The organism is Pseudomonas sp. Pmew2, from assembly GCF_058129885.1.
In genome coordinates, this window is the sequence record NZ_CM176702.1 from 4,639,061 (window position 1) to 4,662,868 (window position 23,808).

Sequence of the window (23,808 nt, forward strand, 5' to 3'; positions counted from 1 at the left end):
GACCCGCGAGCAAATAAGAGACGAGACTTCCGGTCCGGGCCCGAGATTCTGGATAGCCATGCTGTTCGCACAATCCCTCCCTTATCTGGCAGCCATCATTATGGCCGTCCTGTCTGCTCACGCGACCCACCCTGCGCTGTCGACTGCTTGACATATCCACAGCACACAATAAACGACGGCCCCAGGTCGTCGTTTTGCTTTAAGATATCCGCCTTTTCGCGCCCAAAGTCTTGCTACCGGAGTTCTGTACATGACTGCCCCTACCGACCTGTCGCCCACCCTTCAACTTGCCTGCGATCTGATCCGCCGCCCGTCAGTGACGCCGGTCGATGCCGACTGTCAGGCAGTGATGATGCAACGCCTGGGCAATGCCGGCTTCAAGCTGGAGCCCATGCGTATCGAAGACGTCGATAACTTCTGGGCCACACACGGCACTACCGACGGCCCGGTACTGTGTTTCGCAGGTCATACGGACGTGGTCCCTACCGGCCCGGTGGAGAACTGGCAGAACGACCCGTTCGATGCGTTGATCGACGAGCACGGCATGCTCTGCGGACGCGGTGCAGCGGACATGAAAGGCAGCCTGGCAGCCATGCTCGTGGCCGCCGAGCGCTTTGTAGCCGATCACCCGAATCACAAGGGTTCGGTGGCATTCCTGATCACCAGTGACGAAGAAGGCCCGGCGCACCACGGCACCAAGGCTGTCGTCGAACGTCTGGCAGCGCGCAAGGAGCGTCTGGACTGGTGCATCGTCGGCGAACCTTCGAGCACCACGCTGGTGGGCGATGTGGTCAAGAACGGGCGTCGTGGCTCGCTGGGCGCCACCCTCACCGTGCGCGGCAAACAGGGCCATGTGGCTTACCCGCATCTGGCGAAGAACCCTATTCACCTTGCAGTTCCGGCACTTGCCGAACTGGCTGCAGAGCACTGGGACCATGGCAACGATTTCTTCCCGCCAACCAGCTTCCAGATCTCCAACCTGAACGCCGGCACGGGTGCAACCAATGTCATCCCGGGTGATCTGGTGGCAGTATTCAACTTCCGTTTTTCGACCGAGTCGACCGTCGAAGGCTTGCAGCAGCGTGTCGCCGCCATCCTCGACAAGCATGAGCTGGACTGGCATGTGAACTGGGCGTTGTCCGGCCTGCCGTTCCTGACCGAGCCGGGCGCATTGCTGGACGCCGTGTCGTCCAGCATCAAAAGCGTCACGGGCCGTGACACCAAAGCCTCGACCAGCGGCGGAACCTCCGACGGCCGTTTCATCGCGACCCTGGGTACGCAAGTGGTTGAACTGGGGCCGGTCAACGCGACGATTCACCAGGTCAACGAGCGGATTCTGGCCAGCGATCTCGACGTGCTGACCGAGATCTACTACCAGACCCTGGTCAAGTTGCTCGCCTGATGCTGACCTGCCCGATCTGCTCTGCGCCGCTCAGTACCGCCGACAACGGCGTGGTATGCCCGGCCAACCACCGCTTCGACCGTGCACGTCAGGGGTATCTGAACCTGTTGCCGGTGCAGCACAAGAACAGCCGCGACCCCGGCGACAATCAGGCCATGGTTGAAGCACGGCGGGACTTCCTCAACGCCGGGCATTACGCCCCGGTAGCCCGGCGGCTGGCTGAACTGGCCGCCGAGCGCTCCCCCGCGCACTGGCTGGACATCGGCTGCGGCGAAGGTTATTACACCGCGCAAATAGCCGAGGCCCTGCCCCATGCCAACGGCTATGCGCTGGACATCTCCCGCGAAGCCGTGAAACGCGCCTGCCGTCGTGACCCCAGGCTGACCTGGATGGTTGCCAGCATGGCCCGTGTTCCCTTGCCGGATGCCAGCTGTCAGTTTCTGGCCAGTGTGTTCAGCCCGCTGGACTGGCTTGAAGCCAAGCGCTTGCTGACGCCTGGCGGCGGACTGATGCGGGTCGGCCCGACCAGCGAACATCTCATGGAACTGCGTCAGCAGCTTTATGATGAGGTCCGCGATTATGCCGACGACAAGCACCTGTCTCTGGTGCCACCCGGCATGCAGTTGCAACACAGCGAAACCCTGCGCTATACGCTGAAGCTGATCGACGGCCAGTCCCGTGCCGATCTGCTGGCCATGACGCCTCACGGGTGGCGCGCCAGCGCCGAGCGCCGGACTGCCGTCATTGAGCAATCAGGACCTTTCAAGGTCACCGTTTCCATGCGCTACGATTATTTCGTGCTGCAATAAGCATTCAACAGAGGCACCCATGCGCCAACCCGATATCGAGATTTACCTGAAAGACGAAGACGTCGACCACAAGGCCATCGCCCAATGGTTGAGCGTCGCCCTGGGCCCGTGCAGTGACTGGAACCAGAAAGGCCAGACCTGGAAGTGCAAGGCCGGCAATGTGACCGTAACCTGGCTGCCCAAAGCAGTCGGTAAATGGAACAGTCTGCATCTGGACAGCGATCAGACCCCGTGGGAAGACGACATCGCCTGCGCCCGTGCGGCATTCAAAGTCTTGAACGTCGAAGTGCGCTGCGCACCCGGCACCTGGGTTGAAGAAGAAAGCGATGAAACCGCCGACCGCTGGATACGCGTCAGCGCCGATGGCGAGGAAGAAATCACCTGGCGCACCTCGTAAGCCTTTTGCAGCGACGGCATCAGGATGTGCCGTCGTGGCTCTCGAAGGTGGCCGCTCAGTCTTTACTCTTCTACAAACACCAGGCTTTTTGCCGATCGCTTCGGGATACGTCACACTGACGCCCATCTCGGGCAGTCGCCCGTCCCTTACTCAGCAGAAGCCGTATGACCCGTTCTCCGTTCCGTCGTCTTGTGTTCGGCACCCTGCGCCGATTGTTGTATCTCTGGGTGCGCTCGGAAACCATCAATCAGTCGTCTTTTACGCTCAACCTGGACCGTAGCCGTCCGGTGTTCTATGCCCTGCAGTCGCCGTCGATCAGCGATCTGGCGGTGATCGACACCGAATGTCGCAAGGCTGGCCTGCCTCGCCCCGTATTGTCGATAGCGGTCGGCAACCTGATAGAGCCAGCTGCATTCTTTTACCTGACTCCGGCGCCTGACTGGCTTGGCCGCCAGGACAAGCGCGGCGCACCGCCGACACTGGAGCGTCTGGTCGCAGCCGTGAGCCAGAATCCCGGCGAAGATGCGCAGATCATCCCGGTCAGTGTGTTCTGGGGGCAGTCACCTGACCGCGAGTCCAGCGCCTGGAAACTGCTGTTCGCCGACAGCTGGGCAGTGACCGGTCGCTTGCGTCGTCTGGTCAGCATTCTGATTCTGGGTCGCAAGACCCGTGTACAGTTTTCCGCGCCCATTCACATGCGCGAGCTGGTGGGTGAAAACAAAGGTTACGAACTGACCCTGCGCATGACCCAGCGTCTTCTGCGCGTGCACTTTCGCAACCTGAAAAGCGCGGTCATCGGCCCGGACGTTTCGCACCGGCGCACCGTGGTCAAAGGGCTGCTGGACGAGCCGCTGGTCAAGCAGGCGATCATCGAAGAAGCCGAACGGGAGAACATTACGCAGGACAAGGCACGGGACCGGGCGCTGAGCTACGGCAACGAGATCGCCTCGGACTACACCTATTCCGTCATCCGTTTCATGGAAGTCGTCCTCAGCTGGTTCTGGAACAAGATTTACGACGGCATCAAAGTCAGCCACATCGAAGGCGTGCAGGAAGTGGCGCCAGGGCATGAAGTCATTTACGTCCCTTGCCACCGCAGCCATATCGATTACCTGCTGCTGTCCTATCTGTTGTTTCGCAACGGGCTCACGCCGCCGCACATCGCTGCCGGCATCAACCTGAACATGCCGGTCGTCGGCAGCCTGCTGCGCCGTGGCGGGGCGTTTTTCATGCGCCGCACATTCAAGGGCAACCCGCTGTATACAGCGGTTTTCACCGAGTACCTGCACACACTGTTCATCAAGGGTTTCCCGGTCGAATACTTTGTCGAAGGCGGTCGCTCGCGGACCGGGCGCATGTTGCAACCGAAAACCGGCATGCTCGCCATCACCCTGCGCAGCTTCCTGCGCAACTCGCGGATGCCGATTGTGTTCGTTCCGGTGTACATCGGCTATGAGCGCGTGCTGGAAGGCCGTACCTATCTGGGCGAATTGCGCGGAGCGACCAAGAAGAAAGAGTCGATCTTCGACATATTCAAAGTCATCGGTGCGCTGAAGCAGCGTTTCGGCCAGGTATCGGTGAACTTCGGTGCCCCCATCAAGCTGGCCGAATTTCTTGACGGCGAACAACCGGACTGGCGCGAGCAGGCGCTGGCACCGCAATTTCGCCCGGAATGGCTGAGCGAAACCACTCATAGGCTGGGTGAACGTGTGGCCCAGCACCTGAATGAAGCCGCCGCCGTCAACCCGATGAACCTGGTTGCTGTGGCCTTGCTGTCAACGCAAAGGCTCGCGCTGGACGATCAGGCCATGGAGCGTGTTCTCGACCTTTACCTGACGCTGCTGCGCGCCGTACCTTACTCGCCGCACACCACGTTGCCGGAAGGCGACGGGCGCTCGCTGATCGAGCACGTCAAAGGCATGGACCTGCTCGCCGAACAAAAAGATGCATTGGGCAAAATTCTGTACCTCAACGAACAGAATGCAGTCCTGATGACGTACTACCGCAACAACGTCTTGCACATCTTTGCCCTGCCCTCATTGCTGGCCAGCTTTTTCCAGAGCTCGTCGCGCATGAGCCGCGAACAGATCCTGCGCTACACGCGTGCGCTGTACCCGTTCCTGCAATCTGAATTGTTCATTCGCTGGCCGCTGAGCGAGCTGGATGAGGTGGTCGATCAATGGCTGGCTGCGTTCGTCGAGCAAGGCTTGCTGCGCTTCAAAAAGGACGTCTATGTGCGTCCGGAGCCCAGCTCCCGCGAGTTCGTGCTGCTGACCCTGTTGTCACGGGCCATCGCGCAGACCCTGCAGCGCTTCTACATGGCAATCGCCTTGTTGCTCAACAGTGGACAGAACACGTTGAGCGCCGAGCAGCTGGAAGACCTGTGTACGGTCATGGCCCAGCGCCTGTCTATTCTGCATGGCCTTAATGCACCAGAGTTCTTCGACAAGAGTCTATTCAGGCACTTCATCCAGACCTTGCTGGACCTGGGCGTGCTGCGCAAGGACAGCGCCGGCAAGCTGAGCTATCACCCGATGCTGGGCGAACTGGCAGAAGGTGCGGCCAAGCGGGTGTTACCGGCCGAAATCCGTCTGTCGATACGGCAAGTGGCGTTACACAGCAATGAAGAAGAGCAGGATGCGGGAAATGGTGAAGGGGTAGCGTAGGGCTTTTCCGCAATTAGCCGGGGATCTTTAGACACGTGTTTTATGCTCCCCGGCCGCTGCTAAGGTGTGGTTTGTACCCATGACTGGTACTCATCACACTCAATAAGGAAATTGAAATGTCCAGCGAACCCCTGGTACGTCTTCAGGGTGAAGTTTATTACCTGCCACGCCGCTCTCTGCCAACTGGCTGCAAGTTGATTGTCACCCTGAGTGACATCAACCTGGCTGACGCGCCAGCCACTGTCATTGACGCCAGCGAAACACAGATTACCCAGCAAGTGCCATTGCCGTTTGAACTGGGCTATACCGCAGGATCAGAGCGGTCTGAAGATCAAGGTCATTCAAGTGAACGGTTGATTGTTCTTCGCTGCAAAGGCTTTCATCAACGGCGCGTTTTCAACGCGCCGTTGATGTTTTTGTTGTTGCACACCGCATCATTTCCATCGGCACTAAACAGCACTGTTTCTTTCAGGCTTCGGGTGGATACCGCAAGTTCCTGATACGCTTGATCCCGTACCCACTTCTCACAAGGACGCTCTCATGCCTCGCTTTTCGTTCACCTTCGCTGGTCTATGCGCCGGGCTGCTGCTGTCGGCCAACGTCTTCGCCCTGTCGCTGAACGACCTCTCGCAATCGGATGCGACCGGTGGTCTCAAAGACGCGCTGACCCAAGGCGCACAGGTCGCGGTCAAACAGCTCGGTGTTCCCGGCGGTTTCAGCAAGAATGAAGCGGTGCGTATCGAGCTGCCAGGCAAACTCGGTCAGGTCGCGAAAAAAATGAAAATGCTTGGCATGGGTGCTCAGGTCGATCAGCTGGAAACCAGCATGAACCAGGCCGCCGAAGCTGCAGTGCCTCAGGCTCAGGCGTTGTTGGTAGACGCCGTGAAAAAGATGAGCGTGACCGACGCCAAGGCCATTTTAAGCGGCGGGAAGGACTCGGCCACCCCGTACCTCAACAGCACCAGCCGCGAACAGATCCGCGCCAAATTCCTGCCTATCGTCAAGAAATCTACCGATCAAGTCGGTCTGGCACAGAAGTACAACGCATTCGCCGGCAAGGCGGCGGCATTTGGCGCGCTGGACAGCAAAAATGCCAACCTTGAAAGCTACGTGACCGAACAAGCGCTGAACGGGCTGTTCGAGATGATTGCAAAACAGGAAGAAAGTATTCGCGCCAACCCGGCGGCGGCCGCTACAGGCCTGGCGAAGAAGGTATTTGGCGCACTTTGAGTGCAGGGTTAGCGCCTGTATTCACGGGCGCATCTGCGTTTGATTCGGGCTCAGGCCATCGACGCTACAGGCGCTATGCACCGCTATCGTCTTTGACTGCCTTAGGCTTCAAGGCCTTCTTCGGGTAGATGTCGTAGCGGCTGGATTTTCCATCCAGCGCATAACCTGGCTTTGGCCCGTCAATGCAGGGGGCCTTGCGCGGGCGTTTGACCACAACACGGTGGGTGGCAAGCGCAAGAGCCGCTTCCAGCAATGCAGGCGCATCCATGTCATCGCCGACCAGAGGCCGGAACAGGCGCATTTCCTTTTTGACCAGAGCGGTTTTCTCCCGATGCGGGAACATCGGGTCGAGGTAAATGACCTGCGGCGGCTCCGCTGTCCAGCCACGAATGATTTCAATGGAGTTGCCGGTCAACAAATGCATCCGGGCAACGATCGCACCCACATCACGATCATCGCGTCCGCGCGCCAGACCGTCTTCCAGCAGTGCAGCAATAATCGGCTGACGCTCGATCAGGCTCAGCTCGCAACCAAGACTTGCCAGCACGAACGCATCCTTGCCCAAACCTGCCGTGGCATCCAGCACGCTGGGACGAACGCCTGGCTGAATACCGACGGCCTTGGCAATCATTTGCCCGGTGCCACCGCCAAACAGACGACGATGTGCCACTGCACCCTCGACAAAATCAACTCGCACAGCGCCAGGCGCATCGTCGCCCAACTGCTGCAATTGCAGGCCATCGTCGGTCGATTGCAACGCAAAATCAGCTTCCGCGCCGTTCAACGGCAAGCCTAGACGCTGCGCCCAATGCTCCGCCTGCTCCTGCCCTGCGACCGCGAGCGCTTCGACCCGGATACGACTGCCTGTTTGCTGCTCAATCATTACGCCCACACACTCAAAAATTGTTAATGATCGGCAAAGTCTGCCGATAACCAAGTATCCGGCATTTTGCCAGACCCAAGGCCAGTACTGATCGCTATGTCAGAGATTGTTCAATCATCCATCGGCTATTTGTCGCACTCAGGCGACTTTAGCGTTCGCAACAGCCGCACACTGGGTGGTGTGACGCAGCTGTGGTCGGATGCATTTGCCCGAGCGATGGCGGATCAGGTCAGTGAAAGCACTCCCGTGCCGGTGCACCCGACGGCCGTTGAAGTGGATGTTGAAACAGGCGAACCGGTCGCTGGCGCAAAAACCCTGAGCAAGATTGTCGAGCAACGTGCCTGCCCGGTCACCGACACCGAGGTCAAACCACCTGAGCCGCTGTTCCTGCCGATTGCCGAGTTCGACCTTGACTTGCTGCCGCCGCCTGCCGAGCCCTTCAGCATGGCTGAGCTGATCGAACAACAACGTCATCTGGAATTCGAGAGCCACTGGGTACGCCCTACCGTTCTGAACCCGTACAGCGACAGCGTCAACCCGGGCCCCGGCCCTCAACCGCGCCCATTGCACCTGCCAATCGCCGAATTCGAATGGGAACTGGCCGACAAGCCTGCCCTGCCTCTGGATGAGCAGACCATTGCTGCCCAACAACGCCAGTTCGACTACGAGAACGGCTGGGCTCGCCCGCTGATCCTGCAGCGGCATAAGCCCCAATGCTCTTGCCGGCAGCTTACAGGCCCGCTACCTACACACCGACCAGCGCCCCATGTCGACGTGAAAATGATCGCGATGCGCCGCGTTGTACTCAGGCCCGAGCACCGTACTGAAATTTTTGCAGGCACCGTCACGTAACAGCCTCAGAAAACGCCCCTTGTCCCCTTCGTCGTTCCAGTCCTTGAGAACACCGATGCGCTGACCGTCTGCGAGGCGAAGACCTGCCATATCCAGTGCATTGGCGGTCGCGTGCTGACTGAGCCGGCCGTTGGCGCGATTGTAGATATTGCGGCAGGCAAAGCTGCCCAAGTGATCGATCCGCGCTACCCGCTGACCGAAAACCGCTTGGGCAGCGGGCTGCAAGGTGTGGATATCGAACAGCGCATAGGCCACCGCCAATGGGCAACTGGCCAGGAAACTGCTGCTCAGCGCCACGTCGCCGCCCTGAATGCGCAGGGTATTTTCCAGAGGGCAGCGAGCAGAAGGTTCACTGTCGGCCTGACGACTGAAACGCAGCCCGGACGTACTCAGCACCTGGTCGCACAGCGCAGGGTCGTTGTGCAGTCGTGACAGCTTGTAAGACGTCAGAAAATTGGGCTCGGCCCGCACATCCAAAGGCGCCCAGGGGTTCCAGCGCGCAGGCACATCGACCCAGCCTCGCCAGACTGCGAACGCCCCCATTGCACAGCTCAGCAGGAATACCAGAAGCACACGCATGCTCAGCCCATGCCCCAGACAACAGGGGTGAATTTGAAGAAGGGTTTGTAAATGGCAAGCAAACAGCGCAGTTGCGAATCCATTAGCGGGCTCTCCACAAGGTCGGGCTCTGTCAGCCCACACCTGGAAGACCTCAGAGCAAGCCCAACTGTTCCACCTGAGGCCCGCGATCCAGCTCGAACAATGCCGGCAAGCCAGGCAATCGCGCCATCAGTTGCTGGTGAAAACGCATGGCCTGCTCGGCAGCCTTGATGTTGTCAGGGGTGTGCAGGAAGACATAAGGCGTGCGCCCCTCTTCGATCCACACGGCGACCTTTTCCACCCACTGCACCAAAAACTGATCATTGGCCTCCAGGTCAGGACCGCCGATGAAACGGACCTGGGGAAACAGCGTCAGCGCAGCCGGACGAGGCGGCACCTTGGGCTTTTTCGATTGCGCGTGCAGGACTGCGGGATCGCTCGAGACACAGCTGAACAATGCCCGGGAGTCGAGACAGATGCGCTCGACGCCTCGATCCAGCAGCAGGCGATTGAGCATGCGCTCTTCATCACCCTTCATGAAAAACGCCATGTTGCGCACTTCTACGGCGAGCGGCACATTGAGTTCATCAAGAAAACCGGCCAGCTCGGCCAGACGCTGCGGTGTAAAGCTAGCGGGCAACTGCAGCCAGAACGGTGCGATCCGCCCGCCCAGAGGCGCAAGCAGACGGATGAATTCCTCAGCGGCGCCCACCTGCTCACGAAGGTCGCCGTTATGACTGATGTCTTTATGGAATTTGGCGGTGAAACGAAAATCGTCGGGCATCGTTTCTGCCCAGCGTTGCACCGTTGTGGCAGCGGGACGGGCATAGAATGTGGTGTTGCCTTCGACAGCGTTGAATACCTGAGTGTAGAGATTCAGGAAATCATTGGGGCGGGCGTCTTCCGGGTACAACGAGTCTCGCCAGGCGTTTTCACTCCATGACGGACAACCGAGGTAGTAAGGCAGGCGAGACACAGTCAAACGTGAAGATCGAGCCCCGATACTTCAAGGTCCCAATCGACAAAGCTGGCGGTGGTCAGGTAGCTGGCCAGTGCGTGAGCGACACGAGAGCTCATGGAGCGCGGGAAAATGATGTCTTGCGGACGCGCAGGCACATTGGCAGTGCTGCCTATCGGTGAGTCACCCGCATCGCGACGAGCCTGCGCAGGAGGCGGCGGCAACTCGGCATCAACTACGACTTCCTCGAAAGAGCCTTCAACGGTCGAAGGCGTTTTCTGCGGCTTGCGCTTGATGGGGTAAGAGCGTGATGAGGTTCCGTCTATGCGCATCGATTATATACTCGGCGTCGATAGTGGCAATTTAGCGTTACTGCCTTGTAGTTCGCAAATTGCTTAACGATAACTAGACCACACATATTGCAAATTGTTTTCGCCAAATGAGATTAAAGACCATTCAGACGATAAACGGTAGCTGGTGAATTGATATTTTTCCAGCTATAGACGGAATAGCATGACTTGGACGGGCATGACAGCAGAACACTATGGCGTGCCTTGACGCCAATCACATCAACGCGCTTTGGGCGTTGCAACCTTGTCCCGCAGGTAGACAGGTTGGGCGTCGTCGGCTGGCAGCGCTTCACCACGCGTCCAGGCGAAGGACGCCAGCGTCAACAAGTCCTGCGCATGGGGCAGCATGCCTGCGTCATGCCCGGCAAGACTCACCGGAATGCGCTCGGCATAGCCCCAGCCGGTACCGGCACCAAACCATTGTCCACTGGCGTGCGCAGGTAGCGTTGCCAATTCGGGTGCCATGACCGCCTCGTTGCCGAGCAGACGCATCTCCCCGGCTGTCTCGTGATAGCAACCCCAGTACACCTCATCCATGCGCGCATCAATGGCCGATGCCACCTGAGACACGCCATGCTCACGAAAGGCACGCTGGGCCAGCACGGCAAGATTGGAAACAGGCAATACCGGGCGCTCCAGCGCAAATGCCAGACCTTGCACGACGCCAATGGCAATGCGCACGCCGGTGAAAGCGCCAGGGCCGCGCCCGAACGCGATGGCATCCAGCGCCGACATCGCGATACCCGCCTCGGCCAGCAGGTCCTTGATCATCGGCAGCAGCCGCTGGGCATGCAGGCGCGGGATCACCTCGTAGTGGCTCAGCACTTTGCCGTCGTGCAGCAAAGCGACCGAGCAGGCTTCAGTGGCGGTGTCCAGGGCCAGCAAGGTGGTCATCGGTGTTTCCGTCATGGTCAGGGTGAAAAAGTGCAGCAGTATAAATGACAAATGGCCCGCAAGCGGGCCATTTATTGTTCAGACTGAAAGTCTTACTTCAGGGCTTCCAGTACTTTTGCAGTGATCTCTTCAACCGAGCCGACGCCAGGAATATGGCTGCACTTGGGCTTGCCATCCTTCGCTTCCAGCTTGCTGTAGAACTCGACCAGCGGCTTGGTCTGGGCATGGTAGACCGACAGGCGATGGCGCACGGTCTCTTCGACGTCGTCCTTGCGCTGCAGCAGCGGTTCGCCAGTCACATCATCGATACCCTCGACTTTCGGCGGGTTGAAGATGGTGTGATAGATGCGACCAGAGCCTTCGTGAACCCGGCGGCCCGACATGCGCTTGACGATTTCTTCGTCATCAACGGCGATTTCCAGCACGTGGTCGATTTCCAGACCTGCTTTCAACAGGGCTTCGGCCTGAGGAATGGTGCGCGGGAAGCCGTCGAACAGAACGCCGTTCGCACAATCCGGCTGGGCCAGACGATCCTTGATCAGACCAATGATCAGGTCATCGGAAACCAGACCACCCGAGTCCATGACGCTCTTGGCCTTCAGGCCAAGCTCGGTTTCAGCCTTGACTGCAGCGCGCAGCATGTCGCCTGTCGAAACCTGCGGGATGCCGAACTTTTCAGTGATGAATTTTGCCTGAGTACCTTTACCGGCCCCGGGAGCTCCTAGCAGAATCACGCGCATCGTCATGCTCCTCAAAATTTTTATAGTGAAATCAACGGATTCGCCTCGGGGGCCAATCTAAAAATAATCAGGCCAACAGGCCGAAAGGCTGATCAAGATACACAGCCGACCGAGGCCGCACAAGCCGCCAAAAGTCGCATTAACCGCGTGCGCACCGGCTTGCGCGCCCCGATTGTCGAGCGGCGTGATCTGTATCAACGTTTCCGGCAGGCCAACCTGCAAACCCGGTCTTGCCAATGCCGGGCCAAAACGGCCCGGCAATTAAAGTAACGCGCGTGCTCAACCAGTGTTACGCAGACCAGCAGCGATCCCGGCTACAGACACCAGCAGCGCCAGTTCCAGAGGGCTGTCCAGACTGGCTTCGCGACTGCGGGAGCGGGACAGCAGCTCGGCCTGGAGCAAATGCAACGGGTCGAGATAGGTGTTGCGCAGACTGATGAATTCCAGCGTTTCAGGGCTGTGTGCCAGGAGTTGCTTCTGCCCGGTCAGCCCCAGAACCACATTGCACGCCTGCGACAATAGGTCGCGTAAATGTGCGCCCAAATGTTGCAGCTCAGCACTGACCAGACGTTCGTCATAGAGTCGGGCAATGTCCGAATCAGCTTTGGCAAGGACCATTTCCAGCATGTCGATGCGGGTTCTGAAAAACGGCCACTGTTCGCGCATTTGCGCCAGCACCGTACCCTCACCACGCTCCAGAGCCTTGCTCAGCGCGGCTTCCCAACCCAACCAGGCGGGCAGCATCAAACGCGTCTGCGTCCAGGCGAAGATCCACGGAATGGCGCGCAGGCTTTCCACGCCACCTTCGCGGCGCTTGGCCGGGCGACTGCCGAGTGGCAGGCGCCCCAGTTCCTGCTCGGGCGTTGCCTGACGGAAATACTCGACGAACTCAGGGTTCTCGCGCACTACCGCGCGATAGGCGCTGACCCCGTCAGCGGCCATTTGGTCCATCATCGTCCGCCAAGACGGTTGCGGAGGTGGTGGCGGCAGCAGGGTCGCTTCCAGCACCGCTGCCAGATAGAGATTGAGGTTCTGTTCGGCGATGTCCGGCAGGCCGAATTTGAAACGAATCATTTCCCCTTGCTCGGTGGTCCGGAAGCGCCCGGCTACCGAACCTGGCGGCTGCGACAGAATCGCCGCATGCGCGGGGCCGCCACCACGACCAACCGTACCGCCGCGACCATGAAACAGCAGCAGTTCGACCTGCTGTTCGCGACAGATCTCCACCAGCTTTTCCTGCGCGCGGTACTGGGCCCAGGCCGCCGCCGTAGTGCCCGCGTCCTTGGCCGAGTCGGAATAACCGATCATGACTTCCTGCGGGCCGTGCAGACGCGAACGATAGCCAGGCAAGCCGAGCAGCGTCTCGATCACCGGCCCGGCGTTGTCGAGGTCAGCTAGGGTCTCGAACAACGGCACCACACGCATCGGCCGTTGCAGCCCGGATTCCTTGAGCAGCAACTGCACGGCCAGCACGTCGGATGCCGAACCTGCCATCGAAATGACGTAAGAGCCCAGCGACGCTGCCGGAGCTGCTGCCACTACCCTGCAGGTTGCCAGCACTTCTGCGGTGTCGGCTGCCGGTTTGAAGTAGCTTGGCAGCAACGGCCTGCGGTTGTTCAGTTCGCGCAACAGAAAGTCGATGCGGGTCTGCTCGTCCCACTCTTCGTAGCGACCCAACCCCAGATAATCGGTAATTTCAGTCATCGCCGCACAGTGGCGACTGGAGTCCTGGCGGACATCCAGACGCACCAGAAACAGGCCGAACGTGACGGCACGGCGCAGGCAATCCAGAAGCGGCCCGTCGGCAATCACGCCCATGCCGCACTCATGCAGCGACTGGAAGCACAGCAGCAGCGGGTCCAGCAGCTCGCGGTTGTCTCGCAGCACCGCTTCAGGCGCAGGCAAGGTCTCGCTCAATGAGGCGTTGGCCCAATTGCGCGTCGCGCGCAGGCGCTCACGCAGACGCTTGAGTTCTGCCCGATAAGGCTCGGCACTGTCACCGACGCTGGCCCGCAAGGCGTCGCTGGCCTGTTGCATCGACAGCTCTGCGGCCAGGTTATCCACATCACGCAGATACAGGTCAGCCGCCATCCAGCGCGCCAGCAACAACACTTCACGGGTAACTTTGGCCGTGACGTTCGGGTTGCCGTCACGGTCTCCGCCCATCCACGAGGCAAAGCGGATCGGCGCGGCTTCCAGCGGCAAATGCAAGCCGGTCGCTGCGTGCAGTGCATGGTCAGCCTTGCGCAGGTAGTTCGGAATTGCGTGCCAGAGGGAGTGCTCGATAACCGCAAAACCCCATTTGGCCTCATCAACCGGCGTGGGACGGATACGCCGTATCTCTTCGGTATGCCAGGCCTCGGCGATCAGACGCTGCAAACGCGAGGTAATCTGTGCGCGCTCGGTGCTGTTGAGGTCGCGATGATCGAGCGCGGCCAACTGCGCAGCGATGGCGTCGTATTTCTGAATGAGCGTACGGCGCGCAACTTCGGTGGGGTGAGCCGTCAACACCAGCTCGATTTCCAGCTTGCTCAGTTGGCGCGCCAAGGCATCAGGCGTGTGACCTTCCGTTTTCAGGCGGTCAAGCAGCTCGGGCAACACCCGCGACTCAAAGGGCAGAGGCTGGGTATAGTCACGGCGATGCATGAGCTGATACTGCTCGGCAATATTGGCCAGGTTGAGAAACTGGTTGAACGCACGGGCCACAGGCAGGAGTTCGTCATCACCCAACCCGTCGACACTGGCGCTGAGTTGCTCGGCACCTTCTGCAGAACCGCGCCTGCCCGCCTTGGCGCCTTTGCGAATACGTTCGATCTTGTCGAGGAATTCAGCGCCTCGCTGCTCACGAATCGTGTTACCCAACAGCTCACCCAGCAGGTGAACGTCTTCGCGCAGACGCGCATCGATATCGGCCATCGTTCCTCTCCCGTTTTTTGTCTGGGCTCAGTTGCGTACCCGCAAAACAGCGCGGGCGTACGTGAATTCGAATCCGCATTGCCAACAGTGCACCAAAAGCCTGCAATTGGACAAATGGTTCAACAAAAAGCCGCGCCTCAACGCCTGATTAATCCTGCAGCGACGTCCGCTCACATGCCGATCGACATGCTGACCGCTTCCTGAAGCCCCCTGAAAATTCCTGACCACACAGTAGATATTTATCTGAACTATTCAAAAACAGCGCAGGTCGGAGCCTTTAACCATTACAGGAAAGCCCGAAAGGCAGCAGGCGGTTGTACGACCTCATGCCCGGACTTGATGCAACAACTGTCATGGATAACCACGTTCGGAGTCAGACAATGGAGTTGATCACCATGAACACCTTAACTGCCAAAACCAAGTTCAAAGGCCTGCGCGGTCTCAAGCTGGCTGCGCTGGCGCTCGGTAGCACCTTTATCCTCGCCGGTTGCGCAGGTAACCCGCCATCCGAGCAATATGCAGTTTCGCAATCGGCCGTCAACAGCGCTGTCAGCGCCGGCGGTACCGAATTCGCAGCGGTGGAAATGAAGTCGGCTCAGGACAAGCTCAAAGAAGCTGATCTGGCCATGCAGGATCACAAGTACGACGAAGCTCGCCGCCTGGCTGAACAAGCCGAGTGGGACGCTCGTGTAGCAGAACGCAAATCTCAGGCCGCCAAAGCTGCCAAGGCTGTGCAGGATGCTCGTCAGGGCGTCAACGAACTCCGTGAAGAAGGCCTGCGTCAGGTGCAGTGATTGCCCTGAACCCTTTCTGTTTTCATGAATTCGTAACTGATTAAAGGACGACCCTATTATGCGTAAACAATTGATGATCCCTGCTCTGCTGGCCATGAGTGTTGCCCTGGCAGCCTGTGCAACCAAGCCTAACCCTAATCTGGAACAGGCCCGCAGCAACTTCACCGCGCTGCAGACCAACCCGGAAGCTACCAAAGTCGCGGCGCTTGAAACCAAAGACGCCAGCGAATGGCTGGCCAAGGCAGAACAGGCTTTCCGTAACGATGATGACGTCAAGAAAGTTGACCAACTGTCTTATCTGACCAACCAGCGCGTAGAGCTGGCCAAGCAGACCATCGCCCTGCGCACCTCCGAAGCTGCTCTGCAGAATGCTTCTGCCGACCGCGCCAAGGCACGCCTGGAAGCTCGTGATGCTCAGATCGCTGCGCTGAAGAACAGCCTGAACGCCAAGCAGACCGAACGCGGTACGCTGGTGACTTTCGGTGACGTGCTGTTCGACTACAACAAGGCCGATCTGAAGCCGACCGCTCAAGGCGACATCGGCAAGCTGGCTGCTTTCCTTCAGGAAAACCCTGATCGCAAAGTGATCGTTGAAGGCTACACCGACAGCACAGGTTCTGCTTCCTACAACCAGTCGCTTTCCGAGCGCCGCGCCAATTCGGTTCGCATGGCACTGGTACGTATGGGTGTAGATCCAGCACGCGTTGTGACCATGGGTTACGGCAAGGAATATCCGGTTGCTGACAACACCAGCAACTCGGGCCGTGCCATGAACCGTCGTGTGGAAGTCACCATCTCCAACGACAACCAGCCTGTTGCACCGCGCTCGTCGATGAAATAAGCGACTGAGCCGCTGCACTGAAGCCCCGCCTGCGCATACAGGCGGGGCTTTTTAATGCCGAAAATTTATCGCCTTGTTTATTGCTGTGGCGTCTGCTGGCCGATGCACCGCACCGCTTGCCTGTGGTCATCGATCAACACGCCCGACAAGCCCTTTCGCGATGTGTCGAACAGCACCAGCACGCCATCAACGCATTGCGCCACCTCGACAGCTGGCGTCGCGGCGATCTTGTAGTCCTCGCCTGGCACGGTCTTGAGCAGAGTGAATTCGCCGAGCAGCAATGCATCCTCAGGCTTTGCGAAGTGCAGGTAGCCGTAAAACCACAGACAGCCGACGGTGCCGATGACTGCACCGACAGCGCTGAGAATCATGCCGTTGACGTTACGGTCGCGGCTCATGGCGCTGGCGGTGTAGCAGGGGTCGGGTAGTCGGGCACTTGCGCAAGGCGACGCAAGCCATTGAAATGCATCGGGTCGTCCAGATAGCGCAGCATCACCTGACGCCAGAGAGGGTCTGCGAACGTCTGTACGTGCTCACCACGGGTCAATTGCAATACGCGCGGTGGAGGCGCGGCCTTGTACAGCTCGATACCGTTGGCGAGCGGCACCAGTGTGTCGTCCATGCTGTGAAAGATCAGCATCGGTGTGCCGGCCAATCGTGGCAGGCCGTTGACGGCACTGTCAGCCTCCGGGATCAGCCAGGACAAGGGCGTCTTCAACGGCCAGGTCAGCCACGACTTGCTCAGCGAGTTTCGCGCGACGCTGCGATAGCTGGCCGGCACGCTGTCCAACACCAACGCCTTGAGCCGCGAGCGCTCCTGCGGGTGTTCTGACAAGTAGTGCACCGCCAGCGCTCCACCAATGCTTTGCCCCAGAACCATAAGGGGTTTGCCTTGCACTTGCGGTGCAGTGTTCAACCAGTCGAAAGCGGCCTGAACATCCTGATAGACCGCCGGCAGGCTCGGTTCGCCCTGCGACTCGCCATAACCGCGGTAATCCACCATCAGCACCTGATAACCCTGCTCGGGCAACCACCAGACGCCGCCAAGGTGCCAGGACAGATTGCCGCCGTTGCCATGCAGATGCAGCACCGTACCCTTGACCGGCACACTCTCTTTCGCGGGCAGCCACCAGCCATGCAGGCGCGTACCATCGGCGGCGGTGAGGTTCACGTCCTGATACTGTAAACGAGCCTTGTCTGGTGTGAACGGAACACCTTGCTCGGGGTAGAACAGCATCGAACTGCAACCGGTGAGTGCGAGGAACAGGGTGAAGATTCCGAGCAGTTTCAAATGGGGTTTCCTTGCTGTTTTCATCGCCACATCACCGCCGTGCTGGCGCAGAGCAATGGCACGATAGTTACAAGATTATCGTTCCTCACGCTCCAGCGTGGGAATGCCGTTCTGGACGCTCTGCGTCCGATCCTGACTGTGCAGCGCGGCGCATTGGCACGATAGTCAGTTCGGCCTACAAAATATTCGAGTAGTCCGCTTCGATACGGTCCAGGCTCAGGTGGTTGAGGAAGTTGGAGAAGCACATCCAGGCCGATAGCGCGTTCATGTCACGGAACTGCTCAGGCAGGTATTTGGGTGCCACCACCAGCCCTTCATCTACCAGTTGGCGCAAGGTACGCATGTCTTCCAGCGTGGTCTTGCCGCAGAACAGCAGCGGCACCTGTTCAAGCTTGCCCTTGCGCACGGCCAGCTGAATGTAGTTGTAGACCATGATGAAGCCTTTCAGATAGGACAGGTCTTTAGTGAACGGCAAGCCGTTGGGCACCGAGCCACGGAATACGCGACTGGCGTTGCCGTAGCTCTCCGACATGCCGAAGCCCTGCTCGCGGTAGAACTCGAACACCTGCAGAAAATCAGCGCCCTGCTCGGCCATGTGAATGGCACGAGTACGATTGGTCAGCTTGCGCAAACGGCTGGGGTAGGAGGCGAAGGCGATGACTTCCATGAGAATCGCCAGGCCTTCCTGAGTCACCGTCGATGAAGGCGGACCTTTGGACAGGAACGTACAGATCGGCTGGTTTTGCCCGTTCAACGTGGTGCCGACGTGTACCAGCCCTTCGTGAACCTCCAGCGCCCGTACATCACGCTCATTGAACATCGCGTCGGTGCGGATTTTGATGTAGTCGGCACCCGCGGCCGCGTCAGCGACGATACCGTCGGACTCGAAAACCCGGATGGTCTCCTCGGCCTCACCGAACACACGGTTCAAACGCGATTGCAGCAGCGAGACAGCGTCCTTGGCCGTGAGCGTTTTCGGCTCGTCCTTCAGGTCGCCGCGTCCGGCAATGTTGTTCAGGTAATCCGAGAGCATCAGGCCCAGATCGGCCAGCGTCGGGTCACCGGCGTGAAAGGCATCGGACGCAGCGCCATACAGCTCCTGCGAAATCAGGCCGAAGTCGGACGTACCGCGGGCCTCGAGCATACGCACCACCATGCGGTACTCACGGCACATGCGGCGCATGATCTGCCCGACCGGGTTGAACTGCCCGAGTTGACGCGTTACATCCCGCTCGATGTTCTGAAACTCTTGCTTCAAGGCGACCGAATCAAAGCCCAGCGGACGGTTTTCGTAATAGGCACGGTCCACGGCAGGAAGCGCCTTGCCCTTGGCGGCCAGAAAGTCCTTGCGAACTGTCTCATCCCATTTAACTGCATCCAGAATGCGGATCGGCGTCTGTGCAACGACGATCCGATCCGATAACGCACGAATAGTCTGTTGATACTCGTCCACCGGTACTCCTTGGCTGGCTGTTTCGCTACTGCTCGGCGGCATGAGAACACGCCACCGCTGGAAAATATCGAAATTGGCAGGGTCGTCAAGCCGTCTGAACCGCCGACCCAGAGCACGTCGAACGAAGTATAGTCACCCTCGAACCGGCTGCGGCGTTCCCAAAACCAGACGCATCTGCCGGGTCAGAATACAGAGCATTTCTTCGTCCGCCTGACGCTGTGGGCCATGCAGCAGGCCTTGATACTCAATGCGCCGGATTAGCCCCGTCAATACCTGAGCGTCCTGATACGGCTGCAACGAACCAATCACCTGAAAGAACTGACAACTGCCCTGCAGCAGAATTTCCTGATGGGCCATCACCAGCGGGGTCAGACGCGGGTTGATCAGCGCTTCGTGGTAGAACGCCTGTTCGGCAATCAGGTAGTCGCGCCGGGTCAGCAATTGATGCCGGATATGCTCCATCACCATACGCGCAATATCGTCAGCCAGCCGAAAACGGTCGGTCGGGCTGCCCGAACTGCGGCTCATCATCTCACGCAGAATACCTTCAGTGTTCTGCCAAAGCCGCGCCAGGTAATCGGCACTGCGCTGTACATACTGGGCAAAGGCATCGGTGAGCAGGTCATTGATGTCCTTGAAGTAATAGGTGGTTGCCGACAGCGGTACGCTGGCCTCAGCGGCCACTGCGCGATGACGTACAGCGCGCACGCCGTCGCGCACCACGATGCGCATGGCCGCATCGAGAATGACCTGTCTGCGTTGTTCACTGCCTTCGCGGGCCGCCTTGCGGCCTTGAAACTTGACACTTTTGGCCACCGCGCTCGCTACTCCGGCGGCCCCTTCTCTGGCAATCGTCACGACAGCTTCCTTTTTGAATCGTCCTGAAAAACACCTAAAAAAAGCCGCCCATTGAAGGCGGCTGTTTTTTCATTGATTACGCTTGCGGGCGCATGTGCGGGAACAGAATGACGTCGCGGATCGATGGCGAGTCGGTGAGCAGCATCACCAACCGGTCGATACCGATCCCCTCGCCTGCCGTCGGCGGCATGCCGTACTCCAGCGCGCGGACGAAGTCGGCGTCGTAGTGCATGGCTTCGTCGTCACCGGCATCCTTGTCGGCTACCTGAGCCTGGAAACGTTCGGCCTGATCTTCGGCGTCGTTGAGCTCGGAATAGGCGTTGGCGATTTCACGGCCGCCGATGAACAACTCGAAACGGTCGGTTACGCTCGGGTTTTCGTCATTGCGACGCGCCAGCGGAGACACTTCGAACGGGTACTGAGTAATGAAGTGCGGCTGTTCCAGCTTGTGCTCGACCAGCTCTTCGAAAATCATCACCTGCAATTTGCCCAGGCCTTCGAAGCCGAACACCTTGGCACCGGCCTTTTTGGCAATGGCACGAGCCTTGTCGACGTCCTGCAGATCGGCAGCGGTCAGATCCGGGTTGTACTTGAGGATCGAGTCGAACACCGACAGGCGCACGAACGGTTCGCCGAAGTGGAACACCTTGTCGCCGTAAGGCACGTCGGTGGTGCCCAGAACCAGTTGAGCCAGTTCGCGGAACAGCTCCTCGGTCAGGTCCATGTTGTCTTCGTAATCGGCGTAGGCCTGGTAGAACTCGAGCATGGTGAACTCGGGGTTGTGCCGGGTCGAAACGCCCTCGTTACGGAAGTTGCGGTTGATCTCGAAGACTTTCTCGAAACCACCGACCACCAGACGCTTGAGGTACAACTCCGGCGCAATGCGCAGGAACATTTCCATGTCCAGCGCGTTGTGATGGGTTTCGAACGGCTTGGCTGCCGCACCGCCGGGAATGGTCTGCAGCATCGGCGTTTCGACTTCAAGGAAGTCGCGCTTCATCAGGAAGCTGCGAATGTGAGCGATAACCTGCGAGCGCACACGGAAGGTTTCGCGCACGTCTTCGTTGACGATCAGGTCGACGTAACGCTGGCGATAGCGCTGCTCGGTGTCGGTCAGGCCATTGTGCTTGTCGGGCAGCGGACGCAGCGACTTGGTCAGCAGGCGAACGGTGGTCATCTCGACGTACAGGTCGCCCTTGCCGGAGCGTGCCAGGGTGCCTTCGGCAGCAATGATGTCGCCCAGGTCCCAGGTTTTCACCTCGGCCAGGGTTTCTTCAGGCAGGGTCTTGCGGTTGACATAGACCTGGATACGCCCGGTCATGTCCTGGATCACCATGAAAGAGCCACGGTTGAGCATGATGCGACCGGCGACCTTGACCGGAATCGCTGCCTCTGCCAGTTCTTCCTTGGTCTTGTCGACGTACTGTTTCTGCAAGTCGTTGCAGTAGCTGTCGCGGCGGAAGTCGTTGGGGAAGGCCTGACCCTTGGCACGGCCTGCAGCAAGCTTTTCCTTGCGCAGGGCGATCAGGGTGTTTTCTTCCTGTTGCAGGGCTTGCGGGTCGAGTTGTTGGTCGCTCATGTCTTTAAATATTCCATCACAGGTTCGCCCTCGTCTTGCGACGAGGGACTTGAGGTGTCGGCTGACGGTTTACAGCCCTTGCTTGAGGCTCGCGATCAGGTATTCGTCGATATCGCCATCAAGCACCTTGTCGCAGTCGCTGCGTTCGATGTTGGTCCGCAGGTCCTTGATACGCGAGGCGTCCAGCACATAGGAACGAATCTGATGACCCCAACCGATATCGGACTTGGTGTCTTCGAGCGCCTGGGACGCTGCATTGCGCTTCTGCACTTCCTGCTCATACAAACGGGCCCGCAGCATTTTCATGGCGGTGTCCTTGTTCGCATGCTGGGAACGTTCGTTCTGGCAACTGACCACGGTGTTGGTCGGAACGTGGGTGATACGAACCGCCGAGTCTGTGGTGTTTACGTGCTGACCACCGGCCCCGGAGGAGCGGTAGGTATCGATGCGCAGGTCCGACGGGTTGATGTCGATTTCGATGTTGTCATCGATTTCCGGCGAAACGAACACGGCCGAGAACGAGGTGTGGCGACGGTTGCCGGAGTCGAACGGGCTCTTGCGCACCAGACGGTGAACGCCGATCTCGGTACGCAGCCAGCCAAAGGCGTATTCACCCTTGATGTGCACGGTAGCGCCCTTGATACCAGCGACTTCACCGGCAGACAGCTCCATGATGGTGGCGTCGAAACCGCGCTTGTCAGCCCAACGCAGGTACATGCGCAGCAGAATGTTGGCCCAGTCCTGCGCTTCGGTGCCGCCGGAACCGGCCTGGATATCCAGGTAGGCGTTGTTGGGGTCCATCTCGCCACTGAACATGCGACGGAATTCGAGCTTTTCCAGCGATTCGCGCAGGCGCTCGACTTCGGCGGCGACGTCATCGACGGCGGCCTGGTCTTCTTCTTCGGCAGACATCAGCAACAGGTCTTTGGCATCGGCCAGACCCGAGGACATTTCGTCCAGGGTTTCTACGATCTGCGCCAGCAGGGAGCGCTCACGCCCCAGTTCCTGGGCGTAGGTCGGGTTGTTCCAGACGTTTGGATCTTCGAGCTCGCGGTTGACTTCGGTCAGACGATCATGTTTGTGATCGTAGTCAAAGATACCCCCGAATGGTTTCGGAGCGCTCGGACAAATCCTTGATGCTGTTTAGGATCGGGTTGATTTCCATGGTAGGCAGCACTCGCAGGCGAAATTTTCAAAGCCGACGAGTATACCCCAGGCAAGACCACGAAAGCAGCCCGTCGAGCAGGCGTTGTGAGGCCTATTTTACCGGCCACTGGCGGCGTCAGCCTGCCGCAACCTGATTGCGTCCGTTGTTCTTGGCCAGATAAAGCCCCTTGTCGGCATCCAGAATCAGCTGACGGCTGTGCATCCCGACCTGCGGCGTCACGGTAGCGACGCCAATACTTACGGTAAGGCTGGAACCCGGCGTTGGAGCGATATGCGGGATATTCATGCCTGACACGCTCTGGCGCAGTTTTTCAGCCAGCAGACGCGCCCCGCCCGGAGAGGTATTGGGCAGGACCATGGCAAACTCCTCGCCGCCGTAGCGCGCGGGCAAGTCGGACGGGCGACTGCAACTGTTGCGGATGGCTTTCGCCACCTGACGCAGGGCCTCGTCGCCCTCCAGGTGCCCGAAGTTGTCGTTGTAAGCCTTGAAGTAGTCGACATCGATCATCAGCAGCGACAACTGCGCCTGATCGCGAATGGCACGCCGCCACTCCAGCTCGAGGTACTCATCGAAATGGCGGCGATTGGACAGCCCCGTCAGGCCATCGGAGTTCATAAGGCGTTGCAGCACCAGGTTGGTGTCAAGCAACTGTTGCTGGCTGACCCGCAGGGCACGATAGGCTTCGTCACGCTGCAACAGTGTCATATAGGAGCGCGAGTGGTAGCGAATGCGCGCCACCAGTTCGATGTTGTCCGGCAGTTTGACCAGATAATCGTTGGCCCCGGCCGAGAACGCGGCGCTCTTGATCAGCGGGTCTTCCTTGGTGGACAACACGATGATCGGGATATCGCGGGTCAACGGGTTGCTGCGGTACTCGCGAACCAGCGTCAGACCGTCGAGGCCCGGCATGACCAGATCCTGAAGAATCACGGTCGGTTTAATCTGCACGGCCTGGGCAATTGCCTGATGCGGGTCGGCGCAAAAGTGGAAGTCGATCGATTCGTGGCCAGCCAGCCCACGCCGGACAGCCTCGCCAATCATGGCCTGATCATCAACCAGAAGCACCATGGCGGTGTTCTCATCCGGGGTCTTGATCTCATCCGTCTGCAGGTCATGCATAGTGTTTC

The 23,808-nt window shown here is 59.2% G+C and carries 22 protein-coding genes and 1 pseudogene; 9 read left to right on the forward strand and 14 right to left on the reverse strand.

The window, feature by feature from the left end; genetic code table 11:
- Window positions 1–250 precede the first annotated feature (250 nt).
- The 6 genes from dapE to AC4ANK_RS21460 all read left to right on the forward strand — a co-directional run bounded on the left by dapE (window position 251) and on the right by AC4ANK_RS21460 (window position 6,504).
- Window positions 251–1,402 carry a succinyl-diaminopimelate desuccinylase gene (dapE, locus tag AC4ANK_RS21435; protein WP_002554740.1) on the forward strand — a complete coding sequence of 384 codons (1,152 nt, stop codon included), beginning with the start codon at window positions 251–253 and terminating at the stop codon, window positions 1,400–1,402.
- On the forward strand, window positions 1,402–2,211 hold the full coding sequence (locus AC4ANK_RS21440) for a putative RNA methyltransferase (RefSeq protein WP_460384539.1): 810 nt from the start codon (window positions 1,402–1,404) through the stop codon (window positions 2,209–2,211). Before dapE ends, AC4ANK_RS21440 begins: the two co-directional genes overlap by 1 nt.
- 19 nt (window positions 2,212–2,230) lie before the next feature.
- Window positions 2,231–2,608, forward strand: a complete 378-nt coding sequence (locus AC4ANK_RS21445) for a hypothetical protein (RefSeq protein WP_002554742.1) — start codon at window positions 2,231–2,233, stop codon at window positions 2,606–2,608.
- Between the two features lie 164 nt (window positions 2,609–2,772).
- Complete coding sequence (gene plsB / locus AC4ANK_RS21450) at window positions 2,773–5,274, forward strand: glycerol-3-phosphate 1-O-acyltransferase PlsB (RefSeq protein WP_002554743.1); 2,502 nt, start codon at window positions 2,773–2,775, stop codon at window positions 5,272–5,274.
- A 116-nt stretch (window positions 5,275–5,390) separates the two neighbouring features.
- On the forward strand, window positions 5,391–5,774 hold the full coding sequence (locus AC4ANK_RS21455; protein WP_002554744.1) for a YbaY family lipoprotein: 384 nt from the start codon (window positions 5,391–5,393) through the stop codon (window positions 5,772–5,774).
- 40 nt (window positions 5,775–5,814) lie between these two features.
- A complete protein-coding gene (locus AC4ANK_RS21460; RefSeq protein ID WP_460384536.1) occupies window positions 5,815–6,504 on the forward strand; it encodes a DUF4197 domain-containing protein in 690 nt (229 codons plus the stop codon).
- A 73-nt stretch (window positions 6,505–6,577) separates the two neighbouring features.
- On the opposite strand, the gene AC4ANK_RS21465 is transcribed toward AC4ANK_RS21460, so the two are convergent.
- Window positions 6,578–7,387: a class I SAM-dependent methyltransferase gene (locus tag AC4ANK_RS21465; RefSeq protein ID WP_002554746.1), complete on the reverse strand. Its 810-nt coding sequence runs from the start codon at window positions 7,385–7,387 to the stop codon at window positions 6,578–6,580.
- Window positions 7,388–7,483: 96 nt separating this feature from the next.
- Here AC4ANK_RS21465 and AC4ANK_RS21470 point away from each other — a divergent pair.
- A pseudogene (locus tag AC4ANK_RS21470) lies at window positions 7,484–8,086 on the forward strand (energy transducer TonB); the annotation flags it as partial.
- Window positions 8,087–8,128: 42 nt separating this feature from the next.
- On the opposite strand, the gene AC4ANK_RS21475 reads toward AC4ANK_RS21470, so the two are convergent.
- From AC4ANK_RS21475 to ppc, 6 genes are all read right to left on the reverse strand, one after another.
- On the reverse strand, window positions 8,129–8,818 hold the full coding sequence (locus tag AC4ANK_RS21475; protein ID WP_031596299.1) for an extensin-like domain-containing protein: 690 nt from the start codon (window positions 8,816–8,818) through the stop codon (window positions 8,129–8,131).
- Between the two features lie 133 nt (window positions 8,819–8,951).
- Window positions 8,952–9,815: a DUF72 domain-containing protein gene (locus tag AC4ANK_RS21480; protein ID WP_002554749.1), complete on the reverse strand. Its 864-nt coding sequence runs from the start codon at window positions 9,813–9,815 to the stop codon at window positions 8,952–8,954.
- 2 nt (window positions 9,816–9,817) lie between these two features.
- Window positions 9,818–10,129 (reverse strand): hypothetical protein, encoded by a 312-nt coding sequence (locus AC4ANK_RS21485; protein WP_002554750.1) that lies wholly within the window; start codon window positions 10,127–10,129, stop codon window positions 9,818–9,820.
- Window positions 10,130–10,366: 237 nt separating this feature from the next.
- Window positions 10,367–11,041, reverse strand: coding sequence for a tRNA (adenosine(37)-N6)-threonylcarbamoyltransferase complex dimerization subunit type 1 TsaB (gene tsaB, locus AC4ANK_RS21490; protein WP_002554751.1), 675 nt, complete (start codon window positions 11,039–11,041; stop codon window positions 10,367–10,369).
- A gap of 92 nt (window positions 11,042–11,133) precedes the next feature.
- Window positions 11,134–11,781, reverse strand: a complete 648-nt coding sequence (adk, locus tag AC4ANK_RS21495) for an adenylate kinase (RefSeq protein ID WP_002554752.1) — start codon at window positions 11,779–11,781, stop codon at window positions 11,134–11,136.
- A gap of 279 nt (window positions 11,782–12,060) precedes the next feature.
- Window positions 12,061–14,697 carry a phosphoenolpyruvate carboxylase gene (gene ppc / locus AC4ANK_RS21500; RefSeq protein WP_460384533.1) on the reverse strand — a complete coding sequence of 879 codons (2,637 nt, stop codon included), beginning with the start codon at window positions 14,695–14,697 and terminating at the stop codon, window positions 12,061–12,063.
- A gap of 380 nt (window positions 14,698–15,077) precedes the next feature.
- Here ppc and AC4ANK_RS21505 point away from each other — a divergent pair, with 380 nt between their 5' ends.
- Window positions 15,078–15,491: a DUF4398 domain-containing protein gene (locus AC4ANK_RS21505; protein ID WP_004657980.1), complete on the forward strand. Its 414-nt coding sequence runs from the start codon at window positions 15,078–15,080 to the stop codon at window positions 15,489–15,491.
- A 58-nt stretch (window positions 15,492–15,549) separates the two neighbouring features.
- Complete coding sequence (lptF, locus tag AC4ANK_RS21510) at window positions 15,550–16,332, forward strand: lipotoxin F family OmpA-related lipoprotein LptF (protein ID WP_002554755.1); 783 nt, start codon at window positions 15,550–15,552, stop codon at window positions 16,330–16,332.
- A 77-nt stretch (window positions 16,333–16,409) separates the two neighbouring features.
- Here the strand turns inward: lptF and AC4ANK_RS21515 are convergent, their stop codons facing one another.
- The 7 genes from AC4ANK_RS21515 to AC4ANK_RS21545 all read right to left on the reverse strand — a co-directional run bounded on the left by AC4ANK_RS21515 (window position 16,410) and on the right by AC4ANK_RS21545 (window position 23,800).
- Complete coding sequence (locus AC4ANK_RS21515) at window positions 16,410–16,730, reverse strand: PA3694 family proteiin (protein ID WP_002554756.1); 321 nt, start codon at window positions 16,728–16,730, stop codon at window positions 16,410–16,412.
- Window positions 16,727–17,623 (reverse strand): alpha/beta hydrolase, encoded by an 897-nt coding sequence (locus AC4ANK_RS21520; RefSeq protein WP_002554757.1) that lies wholly within the window; start codon window positions 17,621–17,623, stop codon window positions 16,727–16,729. The genes AC4ANK_RS21515 and AC4ANK_RS21520 overlap by 4 nt, the downstream gene beginning before the upstream one ends.
- 175 nt (window positions 17,624–17,798) lie before the next feature.
- On the reverse strand, window positions 17,799–19,118 hold the full coding sequence (locus AC4ANK_RS21525) for a flavohemoglobin expression-modulating QEGLA motif protein (protein WP_170947351.1): 1,320 nt from the start codon (window positions 19,116–19,118) through the stop codon (window positions 17,799–17,801).
- 90 nt (window positions 19,119–19,208) lie between these two features.
- Window positions 19,209–19,934: a TetR/AcrR family transcriptional regulator gene (locus tag AC4ANK_RS21530; RefSeq protein WP_002554759.1), complete on the reverse strand. Its 726-nt coding sequence runs from the start codon at window positions 19,932–19,934 to the stop codon at window positions 19,209–19,211.
- A 76-nt stretch (window positions 19,935–20,010) separates the two neighbouring features.
- Window positions 20,011–21,513, reverse strand: coding sequence for a lysine--tRNA ligase (gene lysS / locus AC4ANK_RS21535; protein ID WP_002554760.1), 1,503 nt, complete (start codon window positions 21,511–21,513; stop codon window positions 20,011–20,013).
- Window positions 21,514–21,582: 69 nt separating this feature from the next.
- A protein-coding gene (gene prfB, locus AC4ANK_RS21540) for a peptide chain release factor 2 (protein ID WP_099259081.1) occupies window positions 21,583–22,678 on the reverse strand; the annotation gives its coding sequence in 2 pieces (ribosomal slippage) (window positions 21,583–22,605 and window positions 22,607–22,678; 1,095 coding nt in all).
- A 117-nt stretch (window positions 22,679–22,795) separates the two neighbouring features.
- Window positions 22,796–23,800: a response regulator gene (locus tag AC4ANK_RS21545; RefSeq protein ID WP_002554762.1), complete on the reverse strand. Its 1,005-nt coding sequence runs from the start codon at window positions 23,798–23,800 to the stop codon at window positions 22,796–22,798.
- Window positions 23,801–23,808: the final 8 nt, after the last annotated feature.